Annotated in this window: 18 protein-coding genes; 2 read left to right on the top strand and 16 right to left on the bottom strand. The window is 42.2% G+C overall.

Translation table 11 applies throughout. The features are described from left to right. Positions 1 to 142 precede the first annotated feature (142 nt). The 5 genes from rplA to P8P68_RS00170 form a co-directional block, all read right to left on the bottom strand. Positions 143 to 832, bottom strand: a complete 690-nt coding sequence (rplA, locus tag P8P68_RS00190) for a 50S ribosomal protein L1 (protein WP_001085672.1) — start codon at positions 830 to 832, stop codon at positions 143 to 145. A gap of 96 nt (positions 833 to 928) precedes the next feature. Further along, the gene (rplK, locus tag P8P68_RS00185; protein WP_001085808.1) at positions 929 to 1,354 is read right to left on the bottom strand and encodes a 50S ribosomal protein L11; all 426 of its coding nucleotides are present in this window, start codon (positions 1,352 to 1,354) and stop codon (positions 929 to 931) included. A gap of 122 nt (positions 1,355 to 1,476) precedes the next feature. Then, a complete protein-coding gene (gene ldcB / locus P8P68_RS00180) occupies positions 1,477 to 2,193 on the bottom strand; it encodes an LD-carboxypeptidase LdcB/DacB (protein ID WP_061453363.1) in 717 nt (238 codons plus the stop codon). 14 nt (positions 2,194 to 2,207) lie between these two features. Continuing rightward, positions 2,208 to 2,669, bottom strand: a complete 462-nt coding sequence (locus P8P68_RS00175; RefSeq protein ID WP_278275957.1) for an HIT family protein — start codon at positions 2,667 to 2,669, stop codon at positions 2,208 to 2,210. 1 nt (position 2,670) lies between these two features. After that, positions 2,671 to 3,708: a M42 family metallopeptidase gene (locus P8P68_RS00170; RefSeq protein WP_278275956.1), complete on the bottom strand. Its 1,038-nt coding sequence runs from the start codon at positions 3,706 to 3,708 to the stop codon at positions 2,671 to 2,673. Between the two features lie 139 nt (positions 3,709 to 3,847). On the opposite strand from P8P68_RS00170, the gene P8P68_RS00165 reads away from it, so the two are divergent. Together P8P68_RS00165 and P8P68_RS00160 are read left to right on the top strand one after the other, a co-directional pair. After that, on the top strand, positions 3,848 to 4,399 hold the full coding sequence (locus P8P68_RS00165; protein WP_278275955.1) for a DUF1307 domain-containing protein: 552 nt from the start codon (positions 3,848 to 3,850) through the stop codon (positions 4,397 to 4,399). 316 nt (positions 4,400 to 4,715) lie between these two features. Then, on the top strand, positions 4,716 to 5,267 hold the full coding sequence (locus P8P68_RS00160; RefSeq protein WP_278275954.1) for a DUF1307 domain-containing protein: 552 nt from the start codon (positions 4,716 to 4,718) through the stop codon (positions 5,265 to 5,267). A gap of 48 nt (positions 5,268 to 5,315) precedes the next feature. Here P8P68_RS00160 and brnQ read toward each other — a convergent pair whose 3' ends face one another. The 11 genes from brnQ to P8P68_RS00105 form a co-directional block, all read right to left on the bottom strand. Continuing rightward, the gene (gene brnQ / locus P8P68_RS00155; RefSeq protein ID WP_278275953.1) at positions 5,316 to 6,641 is read right to left on the bottom strand and encodes a branched-chain amino acid transport system II carrier protein; all 1,326 of its coding nucleotides are present in this window, start codon (positions 6,639 to 6,641) and stop codon (positions 5,316 to 5,318) included. 184 nt (positions 6,642 to 6,825) lie between these two features. After that, positions 6,826 to 7,113: a rhodanese-like domain-containing protein gene (locus P8P68_RS00150; RefSeq protein WP_278275952.1), complete on the bottom strand. Its 288-nt coding sequence runs from the start codon at positions 7,111 to 7,113 to the stop codon at positions 6,826 to 6,828. Further along, positions 7,110 to 7,700, bottom strand: a complete 591-nt coding sequence (locus tag P8P68_RS00145; protein ID WP_000078137.1) for a uracil-DNA glycosylase family protein — start codon at positions 7,698 to 7,700, stop codon at positions 7,110 to 7,112. Before P8P68_RS00145 ends, P8P68_RS00150 begins: the two co-directional genes overlap by 4 nt. Positions 7,701 to 7,753: 53 nt before the next feature. After that, positions 7,754 to 9,154, bottom strand: coding sequence for a dipeptidase PepV (pepV, locus tag P8P68_RS00140; protein WP_049520916.1), 1,401 nt, complete (start codon positions 9,152 to 9,154; stop codon positions 7,754 to 7,756). 9 nt (positions 9,155 to 9,163) lie between these two features. Then, the gene (locus tag P8P68_RS00135) at positions 9,164 to 9,769 is read right to left on the bottom strand and encodes a nitroreductase family protein (RefSeq protein ID WP_000670151.1); all 606 of its coding nucleotides are present in this window, start codon (positions 9,767 to 9,769) and stop codon (positions 9,164 to 9,166) included. A gap of 174 nt (positions 9,770 to 9,943) precedes the next feature. Further along, positions 9,944 to 10,798, bottom strand: a complete 855-nt coding sequence (locus P8P68_RS00130) for a metallophosphoesterase family protein (RefSeq protein WP_001015771.1) — start codon at positions 10,796 to 10,798, stop codon at positions 9,944 to 9,946. Then, positions 10,788 to 12,635: an excinuclease ABC subunit UvrC gene (uvrC, locus tag P8P68_RS00125; RefSeq protein ID WP_278275951.1), complete on the bottom strand. Its 1,848-nt coding sequence runs from the start codon at positions 12,633 to 12,635 to the stop codon at positions 10,788 to 10,790. The genes P8P68_RS00130 and uvrC overlap by 11 nt, the downstream gene beginning before the upstream one ends. A 101-nt stretch (positions 12,636 to 12,736) precedes the next feature. Beyond that, entirely contained in the window at positions 12,737 to 13,438 is a 702-nt protein-coding gene (locus tag P8P68_RS00120) for a M57 family metalloprotease (protein WP_000498563.1), read from the bottom strand. A gap of 104 nt (positions 13,439 to 13,542) precedes the next feature. Beyond that, the gene (locus P8P68_RS00115) at positions 13,543 to 14,322 is read right to left on the bottom strand and encodes an alpha/beta hydrolase family protein (RefSeq protein WP_000290059.1); all 780 of its coding nucleotides are present in this window, start codon (positions 14,320 to 14,322) and stop codon (positions 13,543 to 13,545) included. A gap of 68 nt (positions 14,323 to 14,390) precedes the next feature. Then, positions 14,391 to 16,052, bottom strand: a complete 1,662-nt coding sequence (locus tag P8P68_RS00110; protein WP_000065608.1) for a ribonuclease J — start codon at positions 16,050 to 16,052, stop codon at positions 14,391 to 14,393. 500 nt (positions 16,053 to 16,552) lie between these two features. Beyond that, positions 16,553 to 17,200, bottom strand: coding sequence for a CHAP domain-containing protein (locus P8P68_RS00105; protein WP_216733908.1), 648 nt, complete (start codon positions 17,198 to 17,200; stop codon positions 16,553 to 16,555). Positions 17,201 to 17,216: the final 16 nt, after the last annotated feature.

Here is a 17,216-nt window from a genome sequence, read left to right as displayed (position 1 = left end):
ACTCACAATAGTCAGGCTTGGGAATCACTTTTGGGTTTACTAGTATATGGTAGCCACAGAGGACTTAGATCTCGGATGAACGGAATGCCCGTTGTACCTAAAAAACGAGCACTTTTGTACTCGTTTTTTATATATTTATTGATTAAAGTGAGTTCACGTCAACCTTGATACCAACACCTTGAGTAGTTGTGATAGTCAAGCTTGTTACGTAAGTTCCTTTAGCAGTAGCTGGTTTCGCTTTTTGGATTGTTTCGTTGAATGCTTTGAAGTTTTCAACCAACTTGTCAGCTTCAAATGAAACTTTACCGATGATAGCTTGTACGATACCTGCACGGTCTGCACGGTAAGTGATTTTACCACCTTTAGACTCTTCAACTGCTTTAGCAACATCCATTGTTACAGTACCAGTTTTAGGGTTTGGCATCAAGTTACGTGGTCCAAGGACACGTCCAAGACGTCCAACAAGAGCCATCATATCAGGTGTTGCGATAACTACGTCGAAGTCCAACCAACCGTCGTTGATTTTAGCAACTAGGTCGTCTTCACCAACGAAGTCTGCACCAGCAGCTTTTGCTTCTTCAGCTTTTGCACCACGTGCAAATACAAGAACGCGAGCTGTTTTACCAGTACCGTTTGGCAATACCATTGCTCCACGGATTTGTTGGTCAGCTTTTTTAACGTCAATGTTCAAGTTGTAAGCAACTTCTACAGTTGCATCAAATTTTGCAAAGTTAGTTTCTTTTGCAAGAGCTACAGCTTCTTCTACGCTGTACGCTTTTGTGCTGTCGATTTTCTCAAGAGCAGCACGAAGTTGTTTGCTTTTTTTAGCCATTTTCTATTCTCCTTGTATGTGGTTCAATCGATTTTCATCTCCCACGTCACTTCTCGAAATGATGAAGTCTTGCGGGTTATATTGGGATGTTATTGATTAGTCAACAACAGTGAATCCCATAGAACGAGCAGTACCTTCGATCATACGCATTGCAGACTCAATGTTTGCTGCGTTCAAATCTGGCATCTTAGTTTCTGCAATTTCTTGTACTTGTGCACGAGTAACTGTAGCAACTTTAGTTTTGTTAGGTGTACCTGATCCTTTTTCAACACCTGCAGCTTTTTTCAAAAGAACAGCAGCTGGTGGTGTTTTTGTAACGAAAGTAAATGATTTGTCTTCGTATACTGAGATAACAACTGGAATGATCATACCAGCTTGGTCAGCTGTACGAGCGTTGAACTCTTTTGTGAATCCCATGATGTTGATACCAGCTTGACCAAGAGCAGGTCCAACTGGTGGAGCTGGTGTAGCTTTACCAGCAGGGATTTGCAATTTTACAAGTTTTTCGACTTTTTTAGCCATTTTTAAATCCTCCTTTGTGGTTTTGGCGGTAATGTAAGATTTTTACCTCCCACAAGTATGCTTTACACATACCTTTCCATTATACACTATTTATCTAAAAATGCAAGAGAAAAATTACTTTTTTAATCGACGTAATCTCCGCCTTCAAAGCCATAGTACTCTTCCAAACTGAGACCACTTGCAGCAATTTCTTTGGCTTCTTTTCCAACGTAGCGAAGATGCCATTCTTCTGCCATGTAGCCAGTCTCTTTTTCCTTGCCTTTGAGATAGCGAACAACAAAGCCATAGTCAGCCGCATGATCTAAGAGCCACTGGGCTGCCTTCTCCTCTGTTACCAATTCTCCATTAGTACCAATCAAATCAAAAGCAAGACCCGTTTGGTGTTCACTATAACCTGGGCGTGCTGAATAGCGATCTGCAGCTTCCTTCCCATCTTGATTCACATAGTCTTGATAAAGTTTGGTTTGGGTTTCATAACTTCTAAAACCACTGTAGTGATCGCTGATTGGGTAGCCAGCTGCTTGCATTGCTGCAATGAGCTTCAGCAACTCTGCTTTAGCTGTTGGATTTTCTCCTGGATTATAGTCTTTTGACAAAGGATAGTGCTTATTAGCTATGACGATTTCATCGTACTTCCCTTGAATACTATAGTAGTCTCCCTTATTGACAACTTCTGCTTTCTTCTGACTAGAGGCTTGAGATTTGCTCCCTACAGTTCCTTCAGGTTGACTAGTTTGTTCCGTTTTTTGAGTGTTTTCTTCATTTTTAGGTTTTTCTTGAGAACATGCTGCTAGGGTTACTGCCAGCAAACCAGATAAAACAATGTATCTTTTTTTCATTTTTTCTTCCTCTCTTAGACCAAGTGCTTCTCTAATTCATCGGATAAGGCTTTAATCATTTGTTCCAACTCATGGGATTTCACTTGGCAATCTTCTGCCGCCATTTCTTCCCAGGGTACCCACCAGACTGGACCACGGCCATTCAATCCATGACCCCTCATATCACCTGACCGTCTTGGAAATAGGTGCCAGTGAGCGTGGGCATCTCCATTTCCTAGAAGTTCAATGTTCATCTTTTCAGCTTTAAACGTTTTGGCAACAGCTTCTTGGACCAAACTCATTTCCTCTAGAAAACAAAGTTTTACAGAAGTCTCCATATGGTGGAGTTCTGCGACATGCTCTTTTGCCAGAAATAAGGTATAGCCCTTAAAGTATTGGTGGTCTCCAATAACAACATAGCCTGTTTCTAGTTCTTTTACAAAGTAGGGATTTTCCCCTGCCTTGATCCATTCAATTCTTTGACAAATCAAGCACATATTAGTCCACCAATGCACTCTTGAGATAGGCGTCTACCATACGCTCAGTCGCCACTACTGAATCAATGTGTGTTCGTTCGTAAGAGTGACTGGACTCGATACCAGCTCCAAGGAGGGCATGCTTGACCTCGGCTCCTGCTGACATAGCTGCGGAAGCATCCGAGCCGTAAAATGGATAAATGTCGAGCTTAAATGGAATATCTTGCTCCTTTGCCAAAGCCACTAAATGTTGACGGAAGTCGTAGTGATAGGGACCTGAAGCGTCCTTGACACAGATAGACACTGTATACTCATCCGTCTGCTGGTCATCGCCCATAGCTCCCATATCTACAGCCAGATATTCTACTACCTGACTTGGAATATTGGAGTTTGCACCGTGACCCACTTCTTCAAAGACTGAAAAAGCAAAATGAGTTGTTACTGGCAATGCAATCCCCTCTTCCTTGTAAATACGAAGAAGATTGAGCAAAATTGCTGCGCTGACCTTGTCATCCAAGTGGCGAGACTTGATAAAACCAGTCTCTGTCACGACAGTTCGCGGGTCAAAACTGATAAAGTCGCCAACCTCGATGCCCAAGGCGCGCGTTTCCTTTTCATTGGTCACTTTTTCGTCTAAACGAACTTCCATATTGTCCTGCGTACGTTCTGCAGTTCCTGCATCCTTGTAGACATGGCAAGATGTCTGGTGGATAAGGATCGTTCCAGATACCGTTTTACCTGTACTAGCCACATGAACGGTACAGTTTTCTCCCTCAATCATGTTCCAAGGAAAACCACCGATCCGGTCCAATTTGAGACGTCCATCAGGTTTAACAGCACGTACAATGGCTCCGAGTGTGTCCACATGGGCAGTTACATAGCGATGTTGTTCGTCGTTTTGACCTTTGATTGTTACATTGACACCACCCTTAGCAGTTCGAACAGGCTGGTAACCAAGCTCTTCTAAAGTATGGACTAGATAATCTGAGATCTCACGAGTAAAGCCTGTTGGAGATGCAATAGCAGTTAGTTCTTTGATATAGTTTATAGTCTGATTCATTTCTTCACCTCTTTCCTACCATTATAACATTTTTCTAGTCAGACTCCTTCTCAAAAGGAGAAAAACTGTGTTTAGTTGCTTTCACTATGGATCCATGTTATAATACGAATACTTTGATTATGAAAGGAAAGTAAAAAATATGAAATCATACTTTAAAGTATCACTAGCCCTTGTGGCTTCACTTGTCCTCCTGCTCGGATGTTCCAAACAAGCATCAACACCTACCAACAGCAGTAGCAAAGAAGACACAACAACTCAGTCAAGTGAGAGCAAACAAAGCAGTCAACAATCATCTGAAAAGAAAGAATCAGCTAAAACACATACCTTTATTAACAAAAGCAATTCTGGAATCACTTCTACCTTGATTTATACTGTAGAAGGCGACAATGTTATCAAGCAATCAGCTAATAACATTGCTGATCCTGAAATCCTTGGTGCAACTCCAGAAGATGTCAAGAGTTTTATCGAAGAAAAGTACAAAGGTTATAATGGACTCAAAGGTGTTAAACAAACGATTGAAATCAAAGATGGAAAAGTTGTTCAAGATCTAGAAGTTGACTTCTCAGTTGCAAGCATTAGCGAACTTAGAAAAGCACTTCCTGAAGAATATTCTGGTATCGGTAATCGTGTCAGTTTCTCAAACTCTAAAAAAGCACTGGAAAAAATGGGATTCACAGAAAAGACGAACTAATCTCCTAAAATTTCATATAGACTAGTGTAGGTCCACCCCAAAAGTTAGACACAACTCTAACTCTTGGGGTGTTTTATTACATCCCTAACCGATGTGTCCAATAGATTCATCGCAATTCCATAAAAAGTGCATTTAAAACTTCCCACTTTTCAATCCATAGGATAAAAGTTCTTTGAAATAGATAGAGATAAAACTTTAATCGTCAGACTAGTTTCTGTTCATCGTCATGTCAGGTCAGATGGGAGGGGAGGTCTAGTTGATTTTGTAGTAGAATCATGTTATAATACAAAATACTTTGATTATGAAAGAAAATTCTATGAAAACTTATGTTAAAACTTCACTAACCCTTGTGGCTTCACTTGTCCTCCTACTCGGATGTTCCAAACAAGCATCAACACCTGCTAGCAGCAGTAGCAAAGAAGACAAAACAACTCAGTCAAGCGAGACCAAACAAAGCAGCCAACAATCATCTGAGAAGAAAGATGAGACAAAAAACTACATTTTTGTTCACAATAGCAATCCCGGAAGAACTTCTACCTTGACATACACTGTTAAGGGGGATGATGTTGTAAAACAAGAAGTCTATAATGTTTTTGATCCTGAAATACTTGACAAGTCAGCAGAAGAGATTAAAGAACTTATCGTGAAAACTTATAAAAAGGAGGAAGGACTTAAAGGTATTACACAAAATATCGAATTCAAAGATGGAAAAGTCATCCATAGCATGGAGGTTGACATGACTGTTGTGAATCTCGAAGAGATGAAAAAAGCAATGCCAAATGAAGTTTCTGGCTCTGGAAGCCGTGTAAGTTTCCTAAAAACTAGAAAAATGCTTAAAGAGGCTGGTTATACTGAACAAACCAACTAACGAGTCGTGCTTATACAAAAAATTCTTGGTCGTTGACCAAGAATTTTTTTATTCCATCTCAAAAACATCACTCTCTTGTTTGTTTGGTAGAACCAGCGAAAGCAAGATTCCGATAATAGCTGGCACTAGCCATGGAAGAGAGGCTGACGCAAACGGAAGGGCATTAACCAGATTTTCTAGAAACTCAATCTTAAAGGAGCTTCCAAGAACACTTGCAACAGCGATTCCTGTGACAACTCCCATTGTTAGTTGCATACCCGGTTTTGATAGGGGTACAAACTTATTAACAATCACAATCATCACAATGGCAATAGTGATTGGATACAAGATTACCAGTACTGGAATGGAGTACTTGATAATCGCATCAAGCCCAAGATTTGCAATAGCAAATCCAATCAAGGTAAAGGCAGTTGCATAGACCTTGTAGCTGATTTGTGGGAAGCGACCGTTAAAGAACTCTGCTGTCGACACAATCAAACCAACTGTCGTTGTGAAGCAGGTTACAGTTACCATGACAGCAAGGAAGAGTTGAGCCGTTGAACCAAAGATTTCCTGAGTTGCTTGTGACAAGATATAAACACCTGGAGTTCCACCCTTCATGGCTTCTGCCGGTACTGGAAAATGATTTCCAAGGAATCCTAAACCGATGTAAAGAGCGCTAAAAGCAAGAGCTACAACGATACCAACAACCCAAATAGTTGAGATGTATTCTTTCTTACTGGAGAATCCAAGTTGTTTTAAGGTTTGAACAGCAATCACACTAAAAGCTACTGAGGCAAGGGCATCCAAGGTGTTATATCCCTCTAGGAATCCTGTTCCGAAAGCAGATGCTTGATAGGCTTCTGAAGCTACTTGGGGACTGGTTCCACCATATTTAAAGGCACCTAGTACAACTAAGATAACGATAAGCAAAGCAAAGACTGGTGTCAAGATTCGTCCGATACGATCCAAAATCTTTGATGGATTGAGTGAAATCAGATAGGCTGCGGCAAAGTAAAGCACGGTAAAGATAATCAATCCTAGGCCTTTATTTGCTTCAGACAAGAGAGGGCTGATACCGACCTCATAAGCTGTTGTTGCTGTACGTGGAATGGCAAAGAATGGGCCAATCGATAGATAGAGGACTGCAAGATAAAGAGTCGCAAACCAAGGTGAGATTTTCTTAGAAATCTCATAAATGTATCCTTTAGGATTGAGCGTTCCGATGATGAGCGTTAGGACAGCAATCCCAACACCCGAAAATACAAAACCTGCGATGGCAGGAAGAAAGTGTTCTCCAGATAGAGCACCTAGAGAAGGCGGAAAAATCAAGTTCCCCGCACCAAAAAATATTCCAAACAGGAGCAAGCCTGTCAGGGCACCTTTTTTAGCCATAAAAATCTCCTTCATATTTCTAAAATACTGACCTAGTATACCATGATTAAGACTCTGAAAAAAGTATCCAAAATTAATCATTGAATGTTTTCAATATTTTTAAAAATAAGAATTATCTAAAAACAAAATCCCTCACTCAGTTGGAACCGAGCAAGGGAAGATTAGGATCTATCGCTATAGAGGTTTAAAGATTTTCAAAGGCCGTCATTCCACCTTGGACATTGATAACGTCATAACCCTGTTCAGCTAGAAATTGACAAGCACGCGCTGAACGCATTCCTGATTTACAAATCACGTAGTAAAGCTGGTCTTTGTCTAGTTGTTCATAAGTATCAGCCAATTGACTAAGCGGAAGATTCTGAGCACCTTCTAAATGAAGCGTCTGGAACTCTTCTACTTCTCTCACGTCCACTAGAGAAAGTTGCTCATTTTGATAAAGCTGGTAAAAATCGTTAAAAGTAATTTCTTTCATTTTGTTTCTCCAAGAATCTTTTGAATTCTTTTTTTCAAATCGGGCACTACTTCTGACTCAAACCAAGGATTTTTGGCCATCCAGATTTGATTTCGTGGTGAGGGGTGCACCAGAGGGAAAAATTCTGGTAGATAGTCTTTGTAGTGTTTTACCCGTTCTGTCACCTTGCCACTAACTTTTTCATGTAAATAATAGGCTTGGGCATATTGTCCAATCAAGAGAGTTAATTGGATATCGGGCAACTCTTGCAAGAGTTGCGGATGCCATTTTTCTGCAAAACCTGTACGAGGTGGAAGGTCGCCTGACTTGCCATGCCCCGGAAAGTAGAAATCCATGGGCAGAACTGCAAAATAACCTGAATTGTAAAAGGTGTCCTCATCCACACCTAGCCACTCACGCAAGCGATCGCCACTCTTATCCTTCCAATAAATCCCAGCTTCTTGCGTTTTAAGCCCAGGAGCCTGACCGACAATATTGATACGGGCAGTTTTTGGCGCCGCAAAGAGAGGTTCGATTCCGCGTTCTGTATAGCTGGTATTTTGCGGATCCGCCATAATGGCTTGCTTGATTCTTTCAATTTGAGACATCTGTTTTCCCTCCAAAAAGAAGTCCAAGCATACAATCTCAGACTTCTATCATTTTATTTGATCAGTTCATAAATAGCTTCAGCATAGATTGCTGCTGCTCGGAAGAGATCGTCCAAGGCGATAAATTCGTTGGCTTGGTGCATGGTATCGATTGAGTCTGGGAACATCGCACCGTAGGCAACCCCACGTTCCAGTAAACGACCAAAGGTACCACCACCGATGACTTGCTCGTGACCTTTAAGACAAGTTTGTTTTTCATAAACATTCAACAAGGTTTGCACAAGTGGATCTTCCATCGGTACATAGTGAGGGGTGTGACCGTGTTCAGAAAGGCTAACAGAAGCAACTGGCAAGTTTTCAAGGATTGACTTGATTTGCTCTGGGCTTGTTCCTTTTGGATAACGGAAGTTGAGGGCAATCGTATTGTCAGCACTTGTTTCATCGAAGCGGAAGACACCGGCATTCATAGAAAGGGCACCCATCTTTTCATCTACATGAGCAACCTTGAGATTTGTACCCTTATGGTCGTTCAAGAGAATCTTACCAGCGATGTCGAGGTAGTCTTTTGCAGGTCCTGCAAAGTCAAACTGACTGAGGAAAAGGGCAAGGTAGGTCGCACCATTGACACCTGATGCAGGCATAGCACCATGAGCTGATTTACCAATCACAGTCACCTTGTACTGGCCGTTTTCTTCTTGGAGTTCTCCTCTGAGTTTGTGTTCTGCAACAAAGGCATCTAGTTTAGCTTGCAAGTCAGCCAAGTCACCTGAAACGACTGCTGTTGCTGATTCAGGTACCATGTTTTCACGCAAACCACCTGTGAAGCTGTGAAGGCGAGCTGCACCAGTATTTTCACCTGCAAAATGGAGATATTCTGTGATATTCCCTTTTTCACCATTGATGATAGGGAATTCAGCATCTGGAGAGAAACCGAAGTCTGGTTTCGCAAGTCCTACATGTTCAAAGTAGTAGTCCATGTCTGCCCAGCCTGATTCTTCATCTGTTCCGACGATGAAACGAACTTTTTTAGAAGTTGGAAGCCCCAATTCTTTGATGATTTTCAAACCATAGTAACAAGCTGTTGTAGGCCCCTTGTCGTCTGAAGCTCCACGCGCATAAAGGCGACCGTCTTTGATAGTTGGTGTATAAGGGTCCGTGTCCCAACCGCTACCAGCTGGCACCACGTCCATGTGAGCAAAGATTCCGAGAACTTCTTCTCCTTCACCAAACTCAAAATGTCCTGCGTAGTTATCAACATTTTTAGTTGGATAGCCATCACGGTCTGCGATTTCAAGGAATTTTTCCAAGGCTTTTACTGGACCAGGTCCAAATGGATGCTCAGCATCGGCTTTGCTGTCATCACGTTCTGAGTTGATTTCCAAAAGGCTAAACAAGTCAGCCAAGAGGTCTTCTTTGCGTTTTTCTACTTCTGCTGTAAAATCAATAACTGTCATTTTTTCTTCCTATCTCTTCTCGATAATTTCATCTACTGGCAAGCGGTAGCTTGGTTCCAATTTCTCATCTGTGTATCCAACTGTGATCAAGAGTTCTGGACGGAATCGGTCTTCAATGTCCAAAACTTCGTTGGCTTTTGATTTGTCAAATCCAAGAATAATGTTAGAACCGATTCCTTGGTCAGTCAAAGCAAGAACTAAGTTCATGGCTACTAGTCCCGCATTAAGGGCCAAGTAGTCACTAACTTGCTGTTCACTGTAACGCGCAAATTCAGCTGGCAGATTCTTCATAAAATATTGAAGTTGCTCTTCAGAGAAGTTATTAGCGCCGCCAACTCGGGCAATCTTACGAGCACGTTTAGCCAAATCTGTGTCGGTAAACAAGGCAATGGTTACAGGTGCTGCTGATACCTGCTCAAAGTTCGAACCATAAGCCAATTTTGCCAATTCAGCATTTTTCTCACGAACAACCACAAACTTCCATGGCTGGCTGTTGTGGGCACTTGGGGCCAAGGTTGCGATTTCGATAGCCGTACGCACATCTTTGGGATCTACCGGTTTATCAGTAAAATGCTTAGTCGCATGACGTTTTTTATTTAATTCAAGAAATTTCATAATCGATTTCCTTTTCTAATTCTACTGCATCCATTCTACCATATTTTGAAAGAGCTTGCAGAGATTTTTCATAGAAAGAAATTGGAACACGGATGAAGTCCTGGATTTAAACTTATCATTAAAATCAGATTTTTCCTCATCCAGTTCCAACTAATTTTCAGGGGTTTTAAGAAACTAGTCTACCTTATATTCTGACTTTATAGCCTCCAAAAATTTCTTCACATCCTCAACATACCCATGCTTTTCAATTAAACTAGCTAAGAGTTCTAGATTGTGCCCCCGATAGTTGTCATCTCGGCGTAGTTCTTCATACATTTCGATAAAAGGAAGCCCCTTGGACTTGGCCAATTCTAACTCTGCTTCATAGTCATAAGCAACTTTTCGGAATAGAATGTTTACTAATTCCCCATATTCTACTTCTATCACAGCATACTGAGCACGGTGATTTTTTAACGCCTCCCAATTAAAATAGGGCATGCCAATCGACCCTGGATTGATGATTTGTTGCCCTTGACTGCCATAACGAAGCAACTGCTTGTGAACATGACCATAGACTGCCACATCAACTTCATCATCTAGGAGTTGGTCAAATTTCTCTGTATCATTCTCAACTAGCAAGTCACCACCATAGTTCTTATTTGGCAAATTATGAGAAAGAGAAAAACGCAGTCCGTCAACTTCTCTCTTTTCTAGCATAGGTAAGCTTCGTAGCCAGTCAATCGTTGCAGGATCCATTCGCTCCATCAAATACTGCGTCATACGCAAGAGCTGGACTTCCTGTGGGTCTTCCAAGCCATATTGCCCATCTAAAGCCTCAAGGACACAATCATCCCAATTGCCTCGAACACTTGTAGTGATAGAAAGTTCCTTTAACAGAGCGACCAAGTCATTTGCACCTGGACCAGGGAGGAAAATGTCTCCCATGAGCCAGTATTCACTGACTCCTTGTGCTTTAGCATCTGCAATCACTGCTTCTAAGGCAGTCACATTTCCATGAATATCTGATAAAATTGCGATTTTATGGTTCATCATAATCTCCTTTTGTTTGGTAGTCCACTCTTTCTTCCGCCACTTGAGCCAATTCCACTTCTTCCTGAGGGTTCAACTTTCTTTTCACATCTTCTGCGACTGCTCTTGGCACACCCACTTCGACAATTTCATCCACACTAGCTTCCTTGATTTTAGTGAGAGATTTAAAATGCTTCATGAGATTCTGTTTGCGTTTAGGTCCCAGACCGTCAATCCCATCCAGTTGTGAAGAAAAGGAATTTTTTGAGCGCAGTTGGCGGTGGAAGGTGATAGCAAAGCGGTGTACCTCATCTTGAATGCGTTGGAGGAGAAAGAATTCTTGAGAATTGCGAGACAACTCCACCACTTCCAGTGGATCTCCAAAGAGCAGTTCATGGGTTTGGTGCTTGTCATTCTTTTGCAGACCTGCAATTGGGATATCCAAACCTAGCTCTTCTTGGATGACTTGCTTTGCGATATTGACTTGACCTTGTCCCCCATCAATCACAATCAAATCTGGCGGGGTTAAACCATCACGTTGAACTCGGCCATAACGTCTGCGAATAACCTCTCGCATACTAGCATAGTCATCTGGGCCAACAACCGTTTTTATCTTGTACTTTCGGTAGTCTTTTTTACTCGGTTTGCCATTGACAAAGACCACCATAGCTGAAACAGGACTGGTTCCCATGATATTAGAGTTATCAAAGGACTCGATACGGACTGGGGTCGGGATTTGGAGCAAGCGTCCCAGATTTTCAATAGCTCCTTGGGTCTTTTCGACTGATTTTTCTAGCAGATTGAACTTCTGCTCCAGACTAACACGGGCATTTTTGATGGCTAGATTGACCAGTTGTTTTTTTTCCCCACGTTGGGGTTTGAAAATCTTGGTATCCACCAAGGCCTTGACGGCTTCTTCGTCAATATCCTGCGGAATCAATACTTCATTGGGAACCAGGTGAGATTTTTCTTGATAGAATTGTCCCACGTAGGTCAAGAAGTCCTCATCTGGATCATTGTAGTAGGGGAAAAGATTGACATCCCGCTCGATGAGTTTTCCCTGACGGACAAAGAAAACCTGAACACACATCCAGCCCTTATCCACATAGTAGCCAAAGACGTCCCGATTTTGCAAATCTTTAGCCATGACCCTTTGCTTGGTCCGAAGTGTTCCAATCGCCTGAATCAGGTCACGGTATTCCGCCGCACGTTCAAACTCCATACTTTGAGCTGCGGATGCCATCTTCCCCTTGAGGTCATCGATGATTTTGTCATCCTGTCCTTTTAGGAAATCAGAAACCTCCTGAGCCATGGACTTGAAATAAGCCTCATCTTTCTGACAGATGGTGTGGGCCATACATTGGCCGATATGGTAGTAAAAACAAACCTTAGACGGCGGGTTGGTACATTTCCGAAAAGGAAAAATCCGATCCAGTAGTCGCTTGATTTCATTGGCCGCTCCCACATCAGGATAAGGTCCAAAATAAAGACCTCCGTCCTTTTTGACCTGACGGGTGATAATCAAGCGAGGATAACGCTCATTGGTGATTTTGATGAAGGGATAGGACTTATCATCCTTGAGCATAATATTGTACTTGGGCTTATTTTCCTTAATCAGGTTGATTTCTAGGAGAAGTGCCTCAATATTGGACTCAGTGACGATAAATTCAAAATCCACAATTTCAGACACCAGAGCCTCCGTCTTGGTATCATGACTTCCACGGAAATAAGACCGCACGCGGTTACGCAGATTTTTAGCCTTTCCTACATAGATAATGGTGCCATTTTTATCCTTGTGAATGTAACAACCAGGGCTGGTCGGCAAGAGCTCTAGTTTTGATTTGATCAAGTTATTCATAGTTCCATTATAACAAAAAGGCCGTAACAGGACGAACAAAAAGCCCCACCAATCACTTGATGGAGGAGCTTTGATTTCATTTCAGATTGCACCGACTTCATCTAGTCGCTTCTGGTATAGAGTTCTTGAACAGCCTTCACATCCTGAGGCTGAATTCCATAGTAAGAACCTGCTGGCTGCATGACAGAAGTTTCGTTGGTATGATCCAATCCGATGGCATGCCCCAGCTCGTGCTCCGCCGTGTGCACGATCCGTTCATAAGAATAACCATAGTTTGGATTGGATAGATAATAGTGATTCAGGCGAACCGTTACAGATATAAATTGTTTGGTTAACAAATTGGTTTGACTCTCGGCTTGACCTGCTACAGCAGTCGATCCATCATTCATTTCACTTGCCACAATATCTGCCTGACTAGGATCCGCAACCACCTCAAAGGTAAAGGCTCCCGTTTGATTCCAGTTTTTTATGGCTTCTGCATAGGCACCTTGAAAGGTCTCATCCATTTGAGGCTCAATATAGATGCGAGCTGAAGCTTGAGCCCACTTGCCTTCTGCATGTTGGTGACTGTCTGTCTGAGACAAGACTTCCAGCGTTCCCGTCTCCTTCCATTGATTCCAGCCACCTTGACCAATCTTGCTCATTTTTTCAACCTGATTGACCGCAGAATGAAAATCACCAGACAGATACCAAACCACTCCAAAGGCAATGAGCAGTAGAATGACCACAGTCCAAACCAGACGCCAGAAGAAACGCCAAATTCCCAAAAGAAATCGGAACAATAATCGAATAATCCAGAACATGACGCCCCACCTTTCATAAAAATAAGAACCTATCTTGAAATCACATTTTCCTTGATCAAGATAGATTCTCTATTTTACTGAAGAAAGCTGAAAGAAACCTAAAACTAAGATAAACGTTCTTCCAAGACAAAGTCAATTGGTAGAGTAGCCAAAAAACGTTCCAATTGTTTTTCCCAGTAGTACCACTCGTGCTTACCTAGACTATGACTATAGGTCACCTCAAAACCAAGTTTTTTGAGGTTTTTCACTGCGAGATTATTGGCAGAGTAGAGATAGTCTTGCTCTCCACACCAAGCCCATAGTTTAGTCTTTTTATCGGATTTTGCAGCCATGCTTTCAAGCGAATGAGGACTAGCTGTCCAGTCTTTAATCTCTCCAAAAACTCCTCGCCAGTATGCAAGTGACCCCAGATCCTGACTTTCAGGAGAAAATTCCTGAAAACTGAGTGCACCAGAAAAACTAGCCGCATGAGAAAAACGATTTGTCGATAGAGCGAGTTTGAAGGAACCGTATCCACCCATGGATAGGCCTGCTATGAAAGTTTTTTCTCGCTTGCTGGTCATATTGGGGAAGAAACGTTTCATTACCTGAGGTAACTCTTCTGCTAGAGCTGTATAGTAGTTATAGCCATACTGAGTATCTGTGTACCAGCCATTGCTAGTATTGGGCATGATAACAATGAGATTGGTCCCACGCAACAAGCGCTCGACATTGGTACGTTTGAGCCAGCTATTTTGGTTTCCTGACATTCCGTGCAAAAGATAAAGAACAGGAATATCCGTGCAATCTGGTTCAGTCACCCGACTAGCATCTGGATAGAGTACGGTAACGCCCCACTCCATATCCAAAACTTTTGAGTAATACTCAATATTCATAACTGCCATGGTTGTCTCCTTTTACTATTCTATAAGAAAAAGCCGAATTTCGACTTTTTCTGTAGGTATGCTGCTTATTATTTTGCTTCCATCACGACTGGCAAGATTGCCGGGCGACGCTTGGTTTGATCAAAGAGGTACTTGGTCAGATTGTCGCGAACCTTGCCTTTGAGATCTGCCCAATCAAAGTCATCACCTTGAAGATACTCTTCTACCGTTTGGTTAATCAATTCTGAACTTTCACGGAGAATGTCACGACTCTTCTTGAGATAAACGAATCCACGCGTGTGAACACGGGCCTTAGCCACAATTTTCTTCTCACGACGGTTGACAGTGATCGCCACGATAAAGATTCCATCCTCTGACAAGACCTTACGGTCACGAAGGACGACATTTCCAACATCCCCGATGGCATTTCCGTCAATCAAGACATCCCCAGCAGAAACAGCTCCAGCTGGAACAAAGTCTCCATGTTCATAAGACATGGTCGTTCCCTTTTTAGGGATGAAGATGCGTTCTGGCAACATTCCAACTGCCATGGCAGCCTTGGCATGCGCATCTAACTCACGGTACTCTCCTTGGATAGGGAAGAGGTAGTTTGGTTGCAAAAGATTGATCATTAACTGCAAATCACGCGCATTCCCATGTCCGGATACTCGCAAGCTTTGGGTAATGAGTTTCACCACACCACCAGCTTGGTAGATCATGTTTTCAACACGCGCCATGACAGCTTCTTTTGCGATAGATGGAGTGGTTACGATATAGACCAAGTCCCCATCTTTGATTTCCACATAACGGTGGCGTCCAATGGACATCTTGCGAAGTCCATTAATCGGCTCACCCATACGGCCCGTCTCAAGGATAATCAACTCATGGTCGTCAAAACGAGACATTTCTTTGGGTTTAATCAAGAGACTTTCATTGGCTAGAGACAATTTTTTGAGTCGAATCGCAGTGCGGACGATATTTTCAATATCAAATCCAGTCAAAACAACTCGGCGACCTGTATCTGCTGCAGCATCAAAAACCTGCTGGATACGAGAAAGGTTGCTGGCAACTGCGGCAACGATGATACGACCTTCCCAATCTGCAATGGTCTGGGTAATTTCGTCTCCAACTTCACTCTCACTCGCCACCTGGATATTGCTGTCTGCATTGGCTGAATCACTGAGGAGCGCCAAGACACCATCACGACCGATTTCTGCCAAACGAGCAAAATCCGTCGCATAGGATTCGCTAGCTGTCTGGTCAAACTTGAAGTCCCCTGTATAAACGATGCTACCTTCAGCTGTTTTCAGGACTATTCCCAAACTTTCTGGGATAGAGTGAGTTGTACGGAAGAAGGAAACCACAGTCCCTCCAAAATCAATCTCCGTATCTTCATCAATCACATGGAAGTCATTGAATTTCTTAACCGTATCATTTCCTTTGACAAAGAGTTTGGCCAACTCAATGGTCAACTCAGAACCAAATACAGGCACCTTAGCCTCTGCCAAAAGATAAGGCAGGGCACCAATGGCATCTGCATGTCCGTGGGTCAAAAAGACCCCTGCGATACGATCGCTATTTTCAAAAAGGTAGTCCATATTTGGAATGACGACATCAACACCTAGTTGTTCATTTTCAGGGTATTTAAGCCCCGCATCCAAAACAAAAATAGAACCATCGATTTCAGCGATGTACATATTTTTACCATTTTCTCGTACACCACCTAGTGTTGTTAAACTAATATTACTCATTTTCCCTCCGAAACTTCATTTATCTTGATTATAGGGCGAATTTACCCTCTTATTCTAAAAGTTCTAAAACTTCCAGCCGAATCTTTTCCTACCATTATACCATTTTTTTGATTATTTTCAAAACGAAGATCGGTTTTTAACTAGAGATTAGTCACTACTGTGAATCGAATTCTTTTACTTTGACTTCTCTTTTGGAGGCTTCATCTAAGATAATAGAACGATTGTACCATCAAAATTATGGACTTTCTGAATCAATTTGATTTCAGATACCTTTCTCGAACTCTAAATTTTTCTTTTAGTTCAAAAAACTTGCTTTTACCTCTCGACTTGAGAACTATTTCCTACAAAGACATGGTTTATCTACATCCAAAAGCGAAAATTTCCTGTTCGCTACAGAATCTAAAAAATTTTCAGCAATTAGCCACTAAGATAGAGGATAACGTTAGGAAATTTCTTCAAAAAGAAAAAAGACTTAGAAATTCTAAATCTTTTTATCATCTTTAGTTTGGATAGATATAAGTGACGTTACCTAAAAATTCATGAGGATTAAAGAAGCCACGGTAATTTGCAATCTGCTTTTGACGTCTGTAGTTTGCTTCCAATACCTGGATGGAGTTTTCACTTTGAACATCTGTTACATAAGCAACGTGTCCATATTCACCACCATCCCAAACGGCGATTGCTCCTACTACTGGAACACTTCCTGTCTTATAGCCTTGAGCACTCGCGTAGATTGCCCACGTGTTGGCATTTCCCCACCAGTTGCTAGCCCAAGGCGCCAATTCTTTCACACCCCATGTACACTGACCAACAGGGTATGAGTTTCCATAGTTTGTCGGAGTCTTTTCGACAACATCCTCTGTATCTGATACCACGTTCGCAGTGCTAGCTGGAGCACTGTAGGTTGAGCTAGCCTGAGCGGAACCACTCACTTCCAATACATCGCCTGGGTGGATAGTGTCAAAGATGGTTTTTCCATTCAAAGCTGCCAACTCATGCGGATCCATGCCGTTTGCAGTTGCGATGGCATAAAATGAATCACCGCCTTGGACAACGTAAGAGTTCGCGTGCACAGTTTGAGCACCAACTGTAGCTAAAATAGCCGTAGAAGTCAAACCAAGAGTCAGTTTCGTAACTGTTTTTTTCATAACTGGATTCCCCTTA

The organism is Streptococcus sp. D7B5, from assembly GCF_029691405.1.
GTDB lineage: Bacteria > Bacillota > Bacilli > Lactobacillales > Streptococcaceae > Streptococcus.
Note: the sequence above shows the minus strand (reverse complement) of the source record. Positions and strands in the feature narration are given on the sequence as shown.

What these genes read in the sequence shown, in the direction of transcription:
- rplA (WP_001085672.1), bottom strand. Translation starts at nt 832, where the DNA reads ATGGCTAAAAAAAGCAAACAACTTCGTGCTGCTCTTGAGAAAATCGAC.
- rplK (WP_001085808.1), bottom strand. Translation starts at nt 1,354, where the DNA reads ATGGCTAAAAAAGTCGAAAAACTTGTAAAATTGCAAATCCCTGCTGGT.
- ldcB (WP_061453363.1), bottom strand. Translation starts at nt 2,193, where the DNA reads ATGAAAAAAAGATACATTGTTTTATCTGGTTTGCTGGCAGTAACCCTA.
- P8P68_RS00175 (WP_278275957.1), bottom strand. Translation starts at nt 2,669, where the DNA reads ATGTGCTTGATTTGTCAAAGAATTGAATGGATCAAGGCAGGGGAAAAT.
- P8P68_RS00170 (WP_278275956.1), bottom strand. Translation starts at nt 3,708, where the DNA reads ATGAATCAGACTATAAACTATATCAAAGAACTAACTGCTATTGCATCT.
- P8P68_RS00165 (WP_278275955.1), top strand. Translation starts at nt 3,848, where the DNA reads ATGAAATCATACTTTAAAGTATCACTAGCCCTTGTGGCTTCACTTGTC.
- P8P68_RS00160 (WP_278275954.1), top strand. Translation starts at nt 4,716, where the DNA reads ATGAAAACTTATGTTAAAACTTCACTAACCCTTGTGGCTTCACTTGTC.
- brnQ (WP_278275953.1), bottom strand. Translation starts at nt 6,641, where the DNA reads ATGGCTAAAAAAGGTGCCCTGACAGGCTTGCTCCTGTTTGGAATATTT.
- P8P68_RS00150 (WP_278275952.1), bottom strand. Translation starts at nt 7,113, where the DNA reads ATGAAAGAAATTACTTTTAACGATTTTTACCAGCTTTATCAAAATGAG.
- P8P68_RS00145 (WP_000078137.1), bottom strand. Translation starts at nt 7,700, where the DNA reads ATGTCTCAAATTGAAAGAATCAAGCAAGCCATTATGGCGGATCCGCAA.
- pepV (WP_049520916.1), bottom strand. Translation starts at nt 9,154, where the DNA reads ATGACAGTTATTGATTTTACAGCAGAAGTAGAAAAACGCAAAGAAGAC.
- P8P68_RS00135 (WP_000670151.1), bottom strand. Translation starts at nt 9,769, where the DNA reads ATGAAATTTCTTGAATTAAATAAAAAACGTCATGCGACTAAGCATTTT.
- P8P68_RS00130 (WP_001015771.1), bottom strand. Translation starts at nt 10,798, where the DNA reads ATGAACCATAAAATCGCAATTTTATCAGATATTCATGGAAATGTGACT.
- uvrC (WP_278275951.1), bottom strand. Translation starts at nt 12,635, where the DNA reads ATGAATAACTTGATCAAATCAAAACTAGAGCTCTTGCCGACCAGCCCT.
- P8P68_RS00120 (WP_000498563.1), bottom strand. Translation starts at nt 13,438, where the DNA reads ATGTTCTGGATTATTCGATTATTGTTCCGATTTCTTTTGGGAATTTGG.
- P8P68_RS00115 (WP_000290059.1), bottom strand. Translation starts at nt 14,322, where the DNA reads ATGGCAGTTATGAATATTGAGTATTACTCAAAAGTTTTGGATATGGAG.
- P8P68_RS00110 (WP_000065608.1), bottom strand. Translation starts at nt 16,052, where the DNA reads ATGAGTAATATTAGTTTAACAACACTAGGTGGTGTACGAGAAAATGGT.
- P8P68_RS00105 (WP_216733908.1), bottom strand. Translation starts at nt 17,200, where the DNA reads ATGAAAAAAACAGTTACGAAACTGACTCTTGGTTTGACTTCTACGGCT.